This is a genomic window from Enterococcus sp. 3H8_DIV0648 (genome assembly GCF_002140655.1).
GTDB lineage: Bacteria > Bacillota > Bacilli > Lactobacillales > Enterococcaceae > Enterococcus_A > Enterococcus_A hulanensis.
This window is the reverse complement of record NZ_NGLG01000002.1, coordinates 80305-98159: the sequence shown is the minus strand read 5'-3', so window position 1 is coordinate 98159 and position 17855 is coordinate 80305. Positions and strand designations below refer to the sequence as shown.

Annotated in this window: 7 protein-coding genes; 3 read left to right on the top strand and 4 right to left on the bottom strand. The window is 42.6% G+C overall.

What is annotated here, in order from left to right:
- Window positions 1–6: 6 nt before the first annotated feature.
- The 3 genes from A5875_RS16970 to A5875_RS16960 are packed head-to-tail and all read left to right on the top strand — an operon-like array spanning window position 7 to window position 5040.
- Entirely contained in the window at window positions 7–2832 is a 2826-nt protein-coding gene (locus tag A5875_RS16970) for an alpha-L-rhamnosidase (protein ID WP_088934790.1), read from the top strand.
- Window positions 2825–3505 carry a beta-phosphoglucomutase gene (pgmB, locus tag A5875_RS16965; protein WP_088934789.1) on the top strand — a complete coding sequence of 227 codons (681 nt, stop codon included), beginning with the start codon at window positions 2825–2827 and terminating at the stop codon, window positions 3503–3505. Before A5875_RS16970 ends, pgmB begins: the two co-directional genes overlap by 8 nt.
- Window positions 3499–5040: a glycoside hydrolase family 43 protein gene (locus A5875_RS16960; protein WP_088934788.1), complete on the top strand. Its 1542-nt coding sequence runs from the start codon at window positions 3499–3501 to the stop codon at window positions 5038–5040. The genes pgmB and A5875_RS16960 overlap by 7 nt, the downstream gene beginning before the upstream one ends.
- Before the next feature lie 123 nt (window positions 5041–5163).
- On the opposite strand, the gene A5875_RS16955 is transcribed toward A5875_RS16960, so the two are convergent.
- From A5875_RS16955 to A5875_RS23335, 4 genes are all read right to left on the bottom strand, one after another.
- Window positions 5164–5769 (bottom strand): hypothetical protein, encoded by a 606-nt coding sequence (locus tag A5875_RS16955; protein ID WP_088934787.1) that lies wholly within the window; start codon window positions 5767–5769, stop codon window positions 5164–5166.
- The gene (locus A5875_RS16950) at window positions 5766–7127 is read right to left on the bottom strand and encodes a sensor histidine kinase (protein ID WP_088934786.1); all 1362 of its coding nucleotides are present in this window, start codon (window positions 7125–7127) and stop codon (window positions 5766–5768) included. The genes A5875_RS16955 and A5875_RS16950 overlap by 4 nt, the downstream gene beginning before the upstream one ends.
- On the bottom strand, window positions 7111–7779 hold the full coding sequence (locus A5875_RS16945) for a response regulator transcription factor (protein WP_088934785.1): 669 nt from the start codon (window positions 7777–7779) through the stop codon (window positions 7111–7113). The genes A5875_RS16950 and A5875_RS16945 overlap by 17 nt, the downstream gene beginning before the upstream one ends.
- A 130-nt stretch (window positions 7780–7909) precedes the next feature.
- On the bottom strand, window positions 7910–17818 hold the full coding sequence (locus A5875_RS23335; RefSeq protein ID WP_141108357.1) for an InlB B-repeat-containing protein: 9909 nt from the start codon (window positions 17816–17818) through the stop codon (window positions 7910–7912).
- Window positions 17819–17855: the final 37 nt, after the last annotated feature.

Genomic DNA, 17855 nt, shown 5'->3' with positions numbered 1-17855 from the left:
GTAAAAATGAATATCTCGAGCATTTTAATCAATCACATGACCGAACCCATCGGTTTTCAGCTAGACGATCTGCGAATTGATTTCGTTGTAGCAGCCGATCAGTTCATTCAGTTAACCAAACAGCTGACGATTTGGACCGAACATCCTGATCAGCCTGTTTATCAGACAGAAAAGCTGCCCTTTGACACGAATTATTTTGAAGTGCCGTTAGTGCTGAGTCCTCGAACTCGTTATCAAGTCAAAGTTACCCTTGAAGACCAAAATCAAAACCAAGTAACCGGAACGACTTTTTTTGAAACCGGAAAAATGAATGAAGTATTTGAAGCCGATTGGATCGCTCATTCGGACAAAACGATTCAAAACACCCTCTTCAAAAAAGAAATCACTCTTGATACAAAAGTGAAGCAGGCCCGCTTATATATCACTGGTCTAGGTGTTTACGAGACCTATATTGATGGTGAAAAAGTCGGAGACGAGTATTTGACACCTGGTGTAACAGCGTATGACCAATGGCTCCAAGTACAAACCTATGATGTGACGGAAGCCTTCAATACAGCCGAAAAGCACGAGTTGTTGGTTTCAACAGGCGATGGCTGGTACAAAGGAACTCTGGGATTTGACGGCGGAATGGCAAATATCTATGGCGATCATCACCGCATTATTGCTGAATACCATTTGGAATACGAAGATGGGCGTCGCGAAATCATTCCGACTGACCAAACGTGGCTTACGACTAGCGGGAAGACAACGAAGTCTGAGATTTATTATGGTGAGGATTTGGATGATACGATCCTGCCGGAAAATTGGCAGCCTGTCATGATCTTGGACCAAGACAAGCGTCTATTACAGGATCGTTTAAGCCTGCCTGTAAAAATCATGGAGCGACTTCCTGTCCAAGAAATCCTTCACACCCCAGCGGATGAACATGTCCTTGATTTCGGTCAAAACCATGCTGGCTGGTTAGAGTTTTATAATCGGGAACCAAAAGGCACCAAGCTAGTTTTTCAAATGGGCGAAATTTTACAGGAAGAGAACTTCTATCGCGACAACCTACGGGAAGCACGAGCGGCATTTGTTTATATTTCTGATGGCGAAGAAAAATGGGTTCGTCCCCACTTTACCTTCTACGGCTATCGCTATGTCAAAGTTGAAGGAAACACACAGAACTTGAAACCAGAGGATTTCCAAGCAGCGGTGCTTTATTCAGAGATGCCGACGACTGGTACCATCGAAACAACCAATCCGAAGGTCAATCGCTTCTTCCAAAATGTTCTTTGGGGGCAAAAAAGCAATTTCTTAGACATTCCCACCGATTGTCCGCAACGAGATGAACGGTTGGGCTGGACGGGTGACGCGGAAGTATTCTCAAATACCGCGGCCTTAAATATGAATGTCTTCCCTTTCTTTAAAAAGTACGCTAAGGATATTGCTGTGGAGCAGGCCCTGCACGATGGTATGGTGCCGATGTACGCACCCGCGATGGGAAATCCAGACGGCGGTGCAGCGGTTTGGGGCGATGCGGCTACCATTATTCCGTGGAATATGTACCAGATTTATGGTGATCCAGCGATTCTGCGCCAGAATTACCCAGCCATGAAGAGCTGGGTAGAATGGATTCGCCAAAATAGCAGCAGTGATCAGCTATGGACGGGAACCTTCCAGTTCGGTGATTGGTTAGCGCTGGATGGCGAAAATCCGGCATTGCCTACTGGAAAAACCGAGGAAGATTTCATCGCGTCGGTTTATTATTATTATTCTAGTATTATCGTAGCGAACACCGCAGATATCCTAGATTTTCCGGCGGATGCCGCTCATTACCGCCAACAGGCCCAACAGATTAAACAGGCGATTCTGGAGGAATACATCACTGCCAATGGTCGTTTAGCAATTGACACACAGACTGCCTACGCACTTGCGCTGCATTTTGAGCTGATCCCAGAAACCCAACAAGCGCGTGTCGCCAAGGATTTAGTTGCTCGCTTGAAAAAGGATAACGATCATTTGACGACTGGTTTTGTCGGCACACCGTTTATCTGCCAAGTCTTATCGCGCTACGGCTATCATAAATTGGCTACCAAGATTTTTCTTTTGGAGGATTTCCCGAGCTGGCTGTATGCAGTTAATCTTGGTGCGACAACGATTTGGGAGCGCTGGAATTCAGTAGAGGCAGACGGCTCCATGAATCCAGAAGGAATGAATTCGCTGAACCATTACAGCTTTGGCGCCATTATGGAGTGGGCATATAATTATTTGTTAGGAATTCAAAGCGATGCTCCGGGTTATCAAAAGGCAACCTTCGCCCCACTCTTCGATTATCGCTTGAAGCAGATAAAAGGGCATTTCGACACTCCTTATGGAAAGCTGGCTGTTCAATCACAGATCGAAGCGGATTCAGAGCATACGATCAAGATCAACCTGACTGTGCCGTTTGGCATTACCGTGAACGTTGATTTGCCAAGAGCTGAAAATGTTCCTGTTACTGTAAATAATCAGCAGAAAATCGGCGGCAAGTTCACTCTTACCTGCGGCACCTATGCGATCAGCTACATTCCAAGTGAAAATTATGTTGAGCACTATACGAGCGAAACACCGGCAGCGGAAATCATGGCAGATAAGCTGTTAGTCAAAAAAATTGATGAAATCGATCCTGTCTTAGACTTCTTCAGAAACGATCCCGCCGCAATTCAAGGCGGACTAGGAACGATGTCCTTGACCAAGCTGAATACCCTATTGCCATTTATTCAAATCTCACCTGAAAATTTAGCAAAAATCAACGAGGTTTTGGCCGAGACACCGATTTTAAGTGAACGGGAGGCTGTTGCCGTTGTTTAAAGGGGCTTTATTTGACCTAGATGGTGTCATCGCCGACACCTCCTCCCTGCATTTTCAGGCGTGGCAAAAACTAGCGAATAATTATTTTGCTGCTGAACTGCCTGACTATTTAGAAGAACAGACCAAAGGCGTCAGCCGCGGCGACTCGCTGCAGGTGATTCTGGATCACTTAGACGTTGGTGTTTCAGACAGTATGTTCCAACAGCTATTAATAGAAAAGAACGAGCTGTACCTTGCTTCCTTGAAGGATCTATCGCCAAGAAATATTTTGCCAGGCATTAGCGAATTTATTGCGGAGCTAAAAGAAAATGAGGTAAAGCTGGCTTTAGCCTCGGCCAGTTTGAATGGTCCAGCCATTTTAGACAAGCTTCAATTGACAGACGCTTTCGATGCAATTGCCGATCCTAGTAAAGTAGCCCAAGGAAAACCCGCGCCGGATATTTTCTTAGCAGCGGCCAAGGCCCTGGACCTCGAACCGGCAGAATGTGTCGGAATCGAGGATTCAATCGCCGGCATCACTGCTATTAGTGTCAGCGGTGCCTTGCCTATCGCCATTGGAACGAACGCGGAATTCAAAGCAGCATTCAAAACCTTTGCAAAGACAGCAGAATTAAATCTAGCCGATGTTCGCGCCGTTTACGACATTTTCAAAAAGGAGCATGCCATATGGTAACCCATTATCAAAACCCGATTTTACGCGGGATGTATCCCGATCCCAGTATTGTTTTAGTAGAAGACACTTATTATTTAGTCAATAGCACCTTTGAATATTATCCAGGGATCGCTTTAAGTAAAAGTACCGATTTGCTGAACTGGACCAAACTTACCAGTGTCGTTACTCAAAAAGAGCAAGCCGATCTAACCCCAGCAAAATCCAATGAAGGAATCTTTGCTGTGTGTATCCGCTACTTTGATGGACATTTTTATGTGATCACTACGAATTTTGCAGAGTTCAAAAACTTCATTATTAAAGGAAGCCTAACCTCAAATGGAGAGATCCTTTGGGAAAAGCAACGTATTGAAATCGACATTATGGGAATTGATCCTGATCTTTATCAGGAAAACGGTCGGACTTATGTGACCTTCACGGGCTATATCGACGATCAAGGAACCAAAGCCATTCAAATGGCCGAAATTAATTTAACCACCGGAGAAATCCTCCGCGGTCCAGAAGTCATCAGCTTTGGGACTGGCGGTCGTGATGTCGAAGGTCCGCACATCCTTAAACAAAAAAATGCCTACTATTTGTTAGCGGCAGAAGGCGGAACAGGCGTCGGACATATGATCACGATGTTCAAATCCGATAACCTGTGGGGACCCTATGAAGACAATCAGACGATCAATCCCCTCTTTACAAATCGCGATCGCGCCGATGAGCCGTTACAAAATATCGGTCACGCGGACCTTTTTCAAGATACCAAGGGAAATTGGTGGTTAACCTGTCTTGGCACTCGCCCCGCTGCTGTCGGCTTCAAGCAAATTACGAATTTAGGCAGAGAAACACTGCTATATCCCGTAATTTGGAAAGATGAATGGCCGGAAATCTACACTGGCGTACCAAGTGAGACAGTTGACTTGAACAATTATCCAGAACATCAAGCCGCACTGACCAATAAACAACAAATTGCCAGCTTCACTGACCGCTTCGAGGCACCCGACTTAAATCCAGAATGGCTCAGCCTGCGGGCTCCATTGAATCAGGAGAGGCTCTTAGAAAATGGAAAGCTGACACTAAAAGGCAACACGACGACGATCGCGCAAGAAGCCACACCAGCTTTTCTCGGAGTTCGACAAACCGAACACGCCGAAGCCTTTACTGTCAACGTCGATGAAAAAAGTGCTTTAAAAGATGGCGCTTTTGGTATCGTCAGCCTAATCAATAACACCCATTTTGCTGCACTTTTAGTCAGCGAGGAAAGCCGCAAGCTGGTCGTTACTCGTTATCAAAAAGTCGAGGATCTCATCGTCGAAGAAAAATTAGGCGAGCTCGATACATTGCCGACTCAATTTGAGTTAATCAACCAAGCAGAGACAAAAACCTTCCGTGTCACTGATGGTAAGAAAACGATCCACTTCGAGACAAGTGCCCTGCACTTTTCAAATGAAGCCATCGCCGCCTTAAATACCGGCGATATCCAAGGTGTCTATGCCTTAAACGGCGCCGAGTTTGTGATCGACTCCGTTACACGAGCAGCTTTGCAGAAATAGTTGAATATGCAAAATAAACGCATGGGGAAATTCCCATGCGTTTATTTATTCTTCGCTGACATCCTCACTCTGAATATAAGATAGATTTTTTTGAATTTATTTGAAGTCTCAGTCTAAAAAAAATTACCTTGAGAAAAAGTCTGTCAGTTCTTGGACGATTTGGACGATGTTTCTGGATGAAAAGAGTACGATCAACAATGGTGTCGCTAAGATTACTGCTAGGAAAATGCTAATTGCCAATAATACTCGCCAGTAACTTGCTTCAAATGAATCATCATAACTATTGAAATCACGATTTCCCAACAGAGCTTCGCCAACAGTCGCATTGACTGTTTTTGAAATTCCTCCTGCCGTTGAAAAGGTGACATCGTAAACACCTTCGATCGGCTGGAGTTCCGATAAGTCCACTCCACGAATGATTCGTTCCGTTCCGTCGATTGTACTCCAAGCCTTCGCTTCGCTATAGTTGATCGCTTTTTTTTCAGTGATCCTTTTTACCTGCTGTGGAGTCAGTACAAATGACTTTGCATCGATAGCGATGTTGCCAACTATCACGGTATCTTCACCTTTTACGGTAACATAGACGGTTTTTTGCAACTTTTTGCCATCTTCGATATAGCTCGCCTCGGCCGGATAAGTTCCTGGTTCTGTCGGCAGTTCGGTTTCAGAAAAAGCTTTTAGCGGGATCATTGTCAGTAATAGGATAAGAAGCAGCGCTAATTTTTTCATAACGTCTCACCCTTTATCGGCAATGTGATCGTTAAGTACGCTTTTCCTTCATGAGGATAAAATGAATAAGTTCCCTTATTGCGCTGCACGATCGCCGCGATCGTATACATGCCTAATCCGGTGCTAAACTCATTTTTAGCTGTTTGGGAATGATAAAACAAATCAAAGACATGCCCAAAGTCAATTTGACTAAGATCATCGACCTCATTTGCGACCGTCAGGATTAGTTGATCTTCCTGCTCATCGACATCAAGCGTGAACTCTTCATTTGCCGGAGAATAATTGATCACGTTTGAAAGGATATTATGGAGCAATTGCTCTGCTTCGATCTGAGACATTTTCAGTGTGACACGCTGAGGCATATTAATGTCGCCAAACAGTCCTTTGTTTTTCATCAGTACTTGGAAATGATCTAAAGTCTGGCGAATGATCGGGATCAAATCGATCGGTTCGTCCGTCACAATCTCCAACTGCTGATTCGATGCCTTCAAAATATCATTGATATTCGTCAATGTCGTATTCTGCCGCTTGAGCAGCTCACTTAATTGATTTTTGACCGCTTCGGGCAGCCGTTCATTTTCCAGTAGAAGCTCCACTGACATAATCATGATACTCAGCGGTGTTTTGAGATCATGGATCAAAGAGTTGATTAACTTCTTTTTATAGGCGTTTAAATCTTGTTCTGCTTGCAGCTGCAGCTCCAGATCAGTGAATTTCGTGCCGATCTCGTCCATATTCGTCTTCAATTCTTTAGAAAAAGTACTCAGGTCGGCTAATAAGCCTTTTTCATCTTTAAACTCTGTAATCAAAATCGCCTGATCAAAATTAAATTTCTTCAGTGCTAAGATACTTGTTCGCAGCTTCTTCAACGGTTCCAAAAGCTCATGATAGATGTAATAGATCACTAAAATCATCAATAGCACAAGTGCCGTGATCAACAGACAAATAAAGATAACCAACTGATTAAAGCGCTTTTGAATTTTTTGCGGATAAAAAGCCAGCCAAATCGTGTAGCCCTTGTATTGATACGTTCTTTGAAAAACCAAATTTTCTTTACGGACAAACTGCTTCAGATCAGCTAGTTTTCCTTGTAAAGGCAAGGATTCATAGACCAATCGCTGCTGCTTTAAGACCAACAGTTCCACTGTTGAATCCTTCGCTGCGTCTGCTAACCGCTCAGAAAGCTGTTTATTCTCTTTTAAGATTGTTTCAACTTGTTCCATTTTTTGATCTTGTCGCTGCTTTTCTACATGATTGTAAATCATTGGAAAACACAGGAAAAGCAGTACAATAACCGCTATAAAGAATCCGTACAATCCGACGACTAGTTTAAACCTGCGATTACTCAGCCCATTCATAACCAACACCTCTAATATTATAGAGACTAGTCAGTGACAGCTTGGCACGAATTTGTTTGATATGCGTCGCGATCACTCGTGAATCTACTAGTTGGCTCTCCTTATTCCAGACACTGCGGAAGATAACTTCACGAGATAATACGCGGTTCTTATTCCGCAAAAACATCACCAATAAATCGTACTCTTTCCTCGTTAGTACAATCAGCTCATTGTCTTTATAGACCTGCCTGGTTCGTTTCTTGATGGTCAATCCCTCGCGTTTACTAAACAGCACCTCTTCGGAATCCTTATTTTCCTGTTCCAAGACACGCATGATCCGCTTCAAGATGATTTTTAAGGAAGTGCCTTTTTTTAGATACTCATCTGCTTTAAGATCCAAGCTGCGAAATTCATCCTCTTCACTTTCCGAGCTGGTCAAAATAATGACCTTGGCCTCGGGATAGGATTCTTGGATCAAGGTCATAAATTGAATCCCGTCGATCTCCCCCATTTTCAAATCCGTGATCACCAGATCCACCATTGATTTGCGGAAGAGTGTGATGCCTTCCAATGGGTCTTGTGCAGTGATCACATCAAAACCATGGGTTTCCAAGAATTCCTGCATGAAGCTGCAAAATTCAGCTGAATCATCTACCAATAAAATTTTTTTCATTTGTCCATGTTCCCATCTTTTTTAATTGAGCAACACCATTACAGGTCATTTATTAGATAGCACAACAGAATCACCCGACTTAGCAGGAGGATTTCGCTAAGCCAGTGATTCTGTATATGCTAATTATTTGTTACTTCGATTCGGTCTCAGATTCTTCGTCTTTTTTCTTTTTAAGTCCAAAGAACGCTAGAACTGCTAACATCATACCTGCCAGTGACAATCCGATAGATGAAGTGTCATTGGTTTGCGGTAGATTCTTTCCGCTTGCAGAAGTTCCTCCGCCACCATAGTTTGTGGTGGTTCTAGAACCTGAAGTATTGCTTCCATCGCCGTTGCCAGTACTGCCGTCATTCTTCGTCCAATGAGCAACGAGCGTCATACCCTTTTCAGGCATTTCAACAGTATCGCCGACTTTCGTTTCACCATTGTACCAGCCAGTGAAGCTGTAGCCTGATCTCGTTGGTGCTTTGACATCCTTCAAGCTCACTGTCGTTCCAACTTTAGCACTGATGTCTGCTGGTTTAGTCTTCTCGTCGCCGCCGTTCACGTCAAACGTGATTTTTTGCGTCGTCGTTGGATCGATAACTGTCACATCAATCTCTTTCGATTCTACCAGTGCACGTGCTTTCGTTTCGTAAGAGACATGTGCCTTGTAGACACCTGTTTTACTCACGACATTTGAATGATCAATCGAAACTTTTTCATGTGTCGCGATCACATCGCTCGTATTGTCATCCACTACCTTCGCGTCCGCAAGTTCAGCGATTTTACGTTCTAAAGTGTTTGCTTTTGTATAGTCGTCTACTTGCTTAGTCGTCATGACGATATTATTCGCCTTGATGACTGGAAGAGCAGCTTTCTTCTCCCAAATTGCATAAAGGGTAATCGTATCGCTGTCCTTAGTCGTCAAGTTATTGACAGATTCCTTATCGTAATAAGTTACTACGCCGTCTTTTTCAGTTGCCCAACCGATGAAGTCGTAGTTTTTACGTTCAAAGGTATTTCCAGTCAACTCTTGCGCTGTATCATAGACAAAGGCCTGATCCTTCATCGTTCCTGTTCCGCCGTTCGCATCGAACGTTACCTTGTAGTGGTTCGCGTTCCATGCCGCAACGAGCACCATGTTGGTGTCTGGCATTGTGATCATTCCAGTTACCGCTGTCTTCGCCGCGTCATCCTTCTTATACCAATGAGCGAAGCTGTAGCCTTCACGAGTCGGTGCAGTCACATCATCAAGATTTACTTTTTCACCGATTTCTTTTTGAATATCTGCCGGTTGAGTTGATCCATCTCCGCCATTCACATCAAAAGAGATTACGCGTTCTTGGATCTTCCAGACTGCATAAAGCGTTTTGCTGCCATCTGCTTCATCTGTCAGATTCTTAACAGCTTCTCCGTCAGCAAATTCAACTTTGCCAGTCTTCGTTGTTGACCAGCCGACAAAGTCATAGTTCGTACGATCAAAAGCATTTGCTGTTAATTTTTGCTCAGTATCGTAAACAAAGTCTTGATCAGCCATAGTACCAGTACCTTCGTTGGCATCAAATTTCACTTTGTAGTCATTGGCTTTCCAATCAGCTACTAAGATCATGCCTCCGACTGGCATTGTAATCGTACCAGTTACTGCGGTCTTCGCCGCATCATCTTTTTTGTACCAGTGATTGAAGGTATACCCTTTGCGAGTTGGCGCTTTGACTTTTGATAGATCGACATTGCTGTCCGTACCTGCAACGATATCTGCTGGCTTGCTGGAATCCGCACCACCATTGACATCGAATTGAATCGTTTGATTGTCCGCTGTCCAAACTGCGAATAGCTCAACAACTTCTTTATCGGTCGCAGTCAAGTTTGAAACGGTTGCTTTATCTGCATAACTAGCTGTACCAGTTGCTGTCGTTGACCAGCCTGCGAAAGTATAACCCGCACGTTTGAATTTGTTTTCAGTTAGTGCTTGACCTTTATCATATACAAAGTTTTGGTCATTCATTGTTTCCGTTCCGCCATTAGCGTTGAACTTCACTTTATAAGTGTTCGCTTCCCACTCGGCTACTAACGTCATACCCTTCGTCGGCATTTTCACTGAGTTGCCGACATCTGCTTTACCTGCATCATCTGATTTATACCAATGTTTGAAGGTATAACCCGTACGCGTTGGTGCTTTGACATCCTTCAAATCGATTGTCTCATCAGTATTCCCATTGATATTTGCTGGTTTTGATGAAACATCGCCGCCATTGACATCAAACTGGATTACTTGAGCATCTGCTGACCAAATGGCGTATAGATCAAATGTGTCATCTTTCTTATCCGTTAGATTCGAAACAGACTGTTCATCAGTATAAGCAGAAGCCGCATTTGCAGCAGTTGCCCAACCGTCAAATGTATAACCAGCTTTCGTAAAGCTGTTCTTAGTCAGCTTCTTGCTTTCGTCATACTTGAAGCTTTGATCCGTCATTGTACCAGTACCGGTATTATTGTGGAATTTCACTGAGTAGCTGTTGGCTTCCCATTCGGCCACTAAGGTCATACCATTTGCTGGCATTTTCACTGAAGTACCAACATTTTTCTTGTCAGCATCTCCTTGTTTGTACCAATGCTTGAAGGTATAGCCCGTACGTGTCGGTGCTTTGACATCCTTCAAATCAACAGTACTATCTGTGTCAGCATCAATGTTCGCCGGCTTCGATGCAACGTCGCCGCCGTTCACATCAAATTGAATCGCTTGGCTATCTGCTTTCCAGATGGCGTAAAGTGTCACAGTTCCATCTTTTTCGTCTGTCAGATTACTTACTGAAGCTCCCTCAGCATACATCACTGTTCCAGTATTCTTCGTTGACCAGCCTTGGAAACTGTAGCCAGCGCGAGTGAACTTGTTAGCACTCAAATTTTTGGCTGTATCGTATTTGAAGTTTTGTTCCGCCATTGTGCCAGTACCTTCGTTTTTATCAAAGGTTACTGTATAACTGTTAGCCTCCCATTGGGCAACTAGCGTCATGCCTTTCGCTGGCATTTTCACTGAGTTGCCGACATCTGCTTTACCTGCATCGTCTGATTTATACCAATGCTTGAAGGTATAACCCGTACGCGTTGGTGCTTTGACGTCCTTCAAATCGATTGTATCATCTGTATTTCCATCGATATTTGCTGGTTTCGATGTAACATCGCCGCCATTGACATCAAACTGGATTACTTGAGCATCCGCTGACCACAGTGCGTATAGGTCAAATGAACCATCCTTCATATCAGTCAAGTTCGTCACTAACGCTTCGTCAGTATAAGCAGACGCGCCATTTGCTGTGGTTGACCAGCCAACAAAGTTGTACCCTTCTTTCGTGAAGGTGTTCTTCGTTAATTTCTTCGCTTCATCATACTTAAAGCTTTGGGCTGTCATGGTGCCAGTTCCCGTATTATTATGGAAGTTTACTGTGTAGCTGTTTGCTTCCCATTCGGCCACTAAGGTCATACCTTTGGCTGGCATCTTCACTGAGTTGCCGACATCTGCTTTACCTGCATCATCTGATTTGTACCAATGCTTGAAGGTATAGCCTTTACGAGTTGGTGCTTTGACATCTTTCAAATCAACTGTACTATCAGTGTCGCCGCTGATATTTCCTGGTTTCGATGCAATATCTCCGCCATTCACATCAAATTGAATCACTTGACTATCTGCTTTCCAGATCGCATACAACGTTACTGAGCCATCCTTATCAGCTGTCAAGTTCTTCGCAGAAGCACTATCCACATACACTACCGCTCCAGATTTAGTCGTTGACCAACCTTGGAAGCTGTAACCCTCACGAGTGAACTTGTTAGCACTTAAGTTTTGGGCTGTATCATACTTGAAGCTTTGATCCGCCATCGTTCCAGTGCCGGCATTCTTATCAAACGTCACTGTATAGCTGTTAGCTGTCCATTCTGCTACTAGTGTCATACCCTTCGCCGGCATCTTCACTGAGTTGCCGACATCCGTTTTACCTGCATCGCCTTGTTTATACCAATGCTTAAAGGTATAACCTGTGCGTGTTGGTGCTTTGACATCCTTCAAATCAACTGTACTATCAGTGTCGCCGCTAATGTTTGCTGGTTTTGAAGTAATATCTCCGCCATTCACATCAAATTGGATCACTTGGCTATCTGCTTTCCAGATCGCATACAACGTTACTGAGCCATCCTTATCAGCTGTCAAGTTCTTCACTGAAGCCCCATCTGAATGAGCTGCTGCGCCTGTCTTAGTTGTTGACCAGCCTTGGAAGCTGTAACCCTCACGAGTAAACTTGTTAGTAGTCAAGTTTTGGGCTGTATCGTACTTGAAGCTTTGATCCGCCATCGTTCCAGTGCCGTCATTCTTATCAAACGTCACTGTATAACTGTTAGCTGTCCATTCTGCTACTAGCGTCATACCTTTGGCTGGCATTTTCACTGAGTTGCCGACATCTGCTTTACCTGCATCATCTGATTTATACCAATGTTTGAAGGTATAACCCGTACGTGTTGGTGCTTTGACATCCTTCAAATCAACTGTACTATCAGTGTCGCCGCTGATGTTTGCTGGTTTTGAAGTAATATCTCCGCCATTCACATCAAACTGGATCACTTGGTTATCTGCTTTCCAGATCGCATACAATGTTACCGAACCGTCCGCATCAGCAGTCAAGTTCTTCACTGATTTTCCATCTGTATGTTCGACGGAACCAGTTTTAGTTGTTGACCAGCCTTGGAAACTGTAGCCATCACGAGTGAACTTGTTAGCAGTCAAGTTTTGGGCTGTATCGTATTTGAAGTTTTGGGCTGCCATTGTACCAGTACCTTCGTTTTTATCAAAGGTTACTGTATAACTGTTAGCTGTCCATTCTGCTACTAGCGTCATGCCTTTGGCTGGCATCTTCACTGAGTTGCCGACATCCGCTTTACCTGCATCGCCTTGTTTATACCAATGATTGAAGGTATATCCGGTACGTGTTGGTTTTTTGACATCTTTCAAATCGATCGTACTGTCTGTATCTCCTTTGATTGGCGCCGGTTTGCTTGATTCAAGTCCGCCGTTCACATCAAAAGTAATCGTCTGCTCTGTCGCTGCCCACACAGCAAACAAAGTAACAGCCCCATCTTTTGTCGCAGTTAAGTTCTTAACGCTCTCTTTATCATCATATTTCTTGGCTCCGTCCTTAGACATTGCCCAGCCTTGGAAGCTGTAACCCTCTCTCGTAAAGGTATTGGCTGTCAGGTTTTGGGCTGTATCATATTTAAAGCTTTGATCAGCCATCGTACCTGTACCATCATTTTTATCAAACGAGACTTCATAGCTGTTAGCTGACCAATCTGCTACTAACGTCATACCACCTACTGGCATCACGACCGAAGCTCCGACATTTGTCTTGCCTGCATCGCCTTGTCTATACCAATGATTGAAGGTGTAGCCTGTGCGAGTTGGTTTTGTCACTTTGCTTAAATCAACCGTATCGCCAGTATTTTTTCCGATATCTGGTGGTGTAGTTGATACATCTCCGCCATTGACATCAAATCTAATTTTTTGTTCCGCTGCTTTAAAGGTTGCTTCTAATACAAGGTTTTCTTCTGAGATCGCTCCTGTAGAGAAGTTCCACTCAGATTTATCAGAAGCTTTCACCCATTTATCGAAGACATAACCGGCTTTTGTCGGATCAGTCGCAGGTTTCGTCAATTTGTCTACATATAATAGTAGGTCTTTTTCAGTCGCATGCTCTGCTCCTTCAGAAACATACTTTACAGTTCCATACTTAATACTGAAGTTCTTGGTAACCTTTGTTTCGTTACCCGCAAAGTCAGTGACAGTCATCTCTACTGTATAGTCGCCAGCCTTCTTATCACCGATCAGATAATTGATTTGATCTTGCAATGAGATCGTGCCATCTGTAGACGTACCAGAATATTCAACTGCTCCGCCTTTTTTGATTGCCCAATCCGTTGAGATTGAAGTCGTCTTATCAGCCGCAGTCAAAGTAATTGAATCTGGATTGACATCCTTGCCGGTGCCGCGTCCATTATCAAGTGCAATATTAGCAGTTGGCATATCGGTATCCGTGATAAATAGGTCTGTCGCATCTTTGGTACCAATTCCTGGTTCCATATCGATCGTAATTTCTCCAGCCGAATTATCTGTCGTAAAGACGAAGGTCTTACCGCTTGGCATCGTGATTTTCACTTTATAACTATCTGTGCTACCAATGGTTAAGTCCTCAAAGGCAAAGGTACCGTTTGCTTTAGACGTTGTCTCAGCAATCTGAGCGCTTCCTTTATAAAGCTCAACCTTGAAGCCTTTCCCGTAATCACTTGCTACTACATCGCCGTCTTTATTCTTGAAACTGATTGTTCCATTTAACGGTGTGTGAACAAACAATGCTACACTCAAATCATCAACTTTATTACTACCTGAACTAATATCCAGATCATCAATTGTGAACTCAGTAGCGCCATTTTTCATAACCCATGCAGTTGTATCGTCAATCTTTTCTACTTTATCCGTTCCGGTAGTGATGAACGCCGCCCCTTTGCTTGAAGGCAATGTTACTTTCACCTTATAGGTACCGTATTCCAAATCAGTGAAACCAAAGATACCTTTTTCTCCTGCTAAGTTGGATGAAGACTCACTTGTCAAACCAGTTGAAACAAATTTGCTGCCATCTTTCTTGAAGAGTTCAAATTGCACTTGGTTCAATCCCGGCTCATTGCCGCCTTTGCTGCCATCTTTATCCAAGTCAATATAGACATTACCAGAGACAAGCCCATCTTTTTCAGCTTTAACTGTCTCAACTTTAGATACTGCTGGTTCCCCAACACGAAGCTCACCCTCGTCTGTTTGGAAACGATAAGCCACACTGTTGTTAGCTACAAAGCTATCTCCTGGATTAACAGGTCTGCTCGCATCTAATACCACGACTCCGCTATACTCAATCGAAATTTCATCACCAGGTTTTAACGTAACAAACGGTGCACTTACACGAATGGCACGTACTTGTGAAAAGTCTGAAACTGTTCCGGTCCAATTATCAGTACCAATCGCAGCTCCATTTGTTGTATTAAAACGAACTGGATTATTCGACATCGCATATTCCAATGTCACTCCAGCAGCAACGCCGCCATTGTACTTAACTGCGACCCCGCCACTATCTGGATTGATCTGGAATTGTGATCCCCTTGATGTAGGACTTCCTACTAAAGTGTCTCCTACATACGGCAAAATGTTGACTAATTGTACATTCGAGTAATTTTCAGTTCCTTCATTCTTAAGTGTTACACGATATGAAACTTTTTTCCCTGGTACGACTTTCCCTGTTTTGGAAGAGTCTAACCATGCTGCATCCTCACTACCCTTAACTGCAACACTGGTAGTAACTTTATCGATTTTACCAACTGTTAGTTTTGTTTTCTTCGAGTAATAAGTAGATGCTGTCGAGCCAAGTTTAGCTTGCATTTCAGCAGAAAGTTTCGCTGTTCCATAACCACTATTAAGTGTCACATCATCATAATTTTCCGCTAATGAGCCCATACCGACTTCGACTTCATAGATACCTGACTTAATGTTTTCAATAATATATTCATTCTCAATAAAAAGCATTTGAAGAAAATCATCACATGTCAATGAAGTATCATCAGCTTTATAGTAATAAACCATATTCCCATCTGCACCTTCGAAAGACCCAGTATTATTAGCTTGAGAAATTGGTGTTATCGTTTTCCCAAAAATTGGAGCAGCGTAATAGGCAATATTTCCTGAATTTGGATATTGGATAGTATTAGACTTAGTATTTACTTTTATTCCTTTAGGTAGTTTGACAAAAATATAAGGATTTTTAATTTCTCCAGAAACGGCTCCAAAACGATAATTCATTCGGAAAGTATCTCCAGACATTACGGATGCCTTATCAAAATCAGCCGTTTTATTGTATTGAAAAACGGTTGCTTTATTGGCTTGTTGATTTGGAGAATTAATGATCTCATAGCTTAGGTCTTGGGCAGAAACATCAGGCGTTTGAACAGTACCTTGCCAATCTGTATACTGAATAGAGTTTTTCAAAATAAAGTTTGATCCAACAATTGCATCCTCTTTCACCTGCCATTGGATTCTGAATGGTTGATAATTTATAACCTTTCCTTGAACGGTTACATAATGAACTTTTATTTTCTCAATCTTCGTGTCTGGCAACTCGAAATTATTATTTTCATCACCAGAAATTTCTATCCAATTAGTACCGTCATAGTATTCTACTCTATCAACATTCTTTTTCCCTGCTTCTGTAATTCCGCCCAACAATCTCCTTGGTGAAACAGCATCAGGAACATCTACTGTAATAGAATAATCAGAAATTTCACTCGTACTTATTCCTGTCGTTGTATAGGTACTTATGAAGTTTTGACCTAAAGCTACTTGATTCCCATTACTATCCTTACCAGTTTTAAATGTTAAATCAGTTTGATCACCAAAAACATCATAAGTAATTGTTGTTGATAATATATCAGTATTTTCATCCATCATAGTCACATCAACTGTAAAATCATCTTCATCCACCGTACCTGCTGGTACAGTTGCATCAAGCATTACATATACTTTTGAAATATCCTCTGGATTAATTTCACCAATATTTAAAATTAGGGTTTGATCATCAACTTCTTCAATCATTTCAGCAGTGAACTTTTTAGTAAGACTACCACCACCTTGATAATGTAGTCCATAATCATCTTTAAGACGTTTAAACCACGCAATTTTGTCTTTGTCTGAGAAATGAACTTTGACTCGTAAATTTTTAAATCCTTCATCCTTTTTAACATTGATTAATCCAAAAGCATACTGAAATAGAGAATTCGAGTATAACTCTATTGTATGAGGTGTTGGAATAGTCCAACTGCCAGTTCCGGGCACAACATTTCCGACACCATTCGCAGTAATCTTAACATTTCTATCTGCTACATTTTCAAAAGTAGTTGATTCTCCAGAAAACTCCCCAGAGAAAGTACTTTTAACTTTTATTTCTTCGTTTGAGTAAATTCCGACAGAAGGATACGCGCTGTAAGAATACGACTCATAATTTCCTGATGCAAAACCATCTGTCAATTCCAATGTAATAGTTTTTCCATCTTGACTAAGAGTAGATTTCTTTAAAGTCACATAATCTGATGCTTCTGGGTAATCTTTGAATTGTCCATTTTCAATCGTAATAACAATTTTCCCTTTGTTAATTGTTTTCGTCGCATCAGTGTGAGAAAACGTTGTTGCATAGATGATCCGCTGACTTGCAGATGTAATCTCTGTTGCTGGATCAGAAGAGATCGACATATTCACACGAGGATCGGCTGTCCCGGCACGTGTTTGCTTCTTATTTTCCTTTTTCGTCTCTTCTTTTGTTGTTTCTTCTTTTTTCTCTGAGTCTTTTGTTTCTTCTTTTGGTTCTTCCTTAGACTCTTCTGCTTTTTCAGCTACGGCAAATTTTAATTTATCGCCCATATCTTCTTGAGCGTCATTCGTCATTTGCAGTTCGTATTCGCCGGCTTTTTCAGCAGTTAAGGTTAATTCGATTTCTTCGTATTCATCGATTTTTGTTAGCGTTAATTCTCTCGTCTTATCATCGAAGCTGATTAGCGGACGAAGTTCTTCCACGTTCTGTTCTTCGTCATAGGCGATCCCTTCAGGCAGCTTGATCTTTGCGACCGGTTGGGTTCCTTTTATTTTTAAAGTGAAATCATTTTCAGCAGTTAAAGCTTGCTGCGGATCTTTGAACTCCCAGTTTAATGTTTTTTCTTCTTCTGGTTCTTCTGAAGCTGTAGTTGATTCTTGGGTTGCTTCACTTGATACAGTCGGCTGTTCAGAAGCCGCAGCCTCCTCCGATGTACTCTCCGCCGTTGGTACAGGCAAGCTATCTAAGATTGGATTCTCTGTCAGCCCTTCCCCCTCAGGCATTGTTGCTACTGTCTTATCATTTTCTGTTGCTAAGGCAGTTACTGGTGCTAAACCATACTGACTAAGAACAGCAACACAGACTAAGCTGATTAAACTCTTTCTTTTCATTAATTTCTTCCTTCCTGTTACTAAATAACCTTTAACT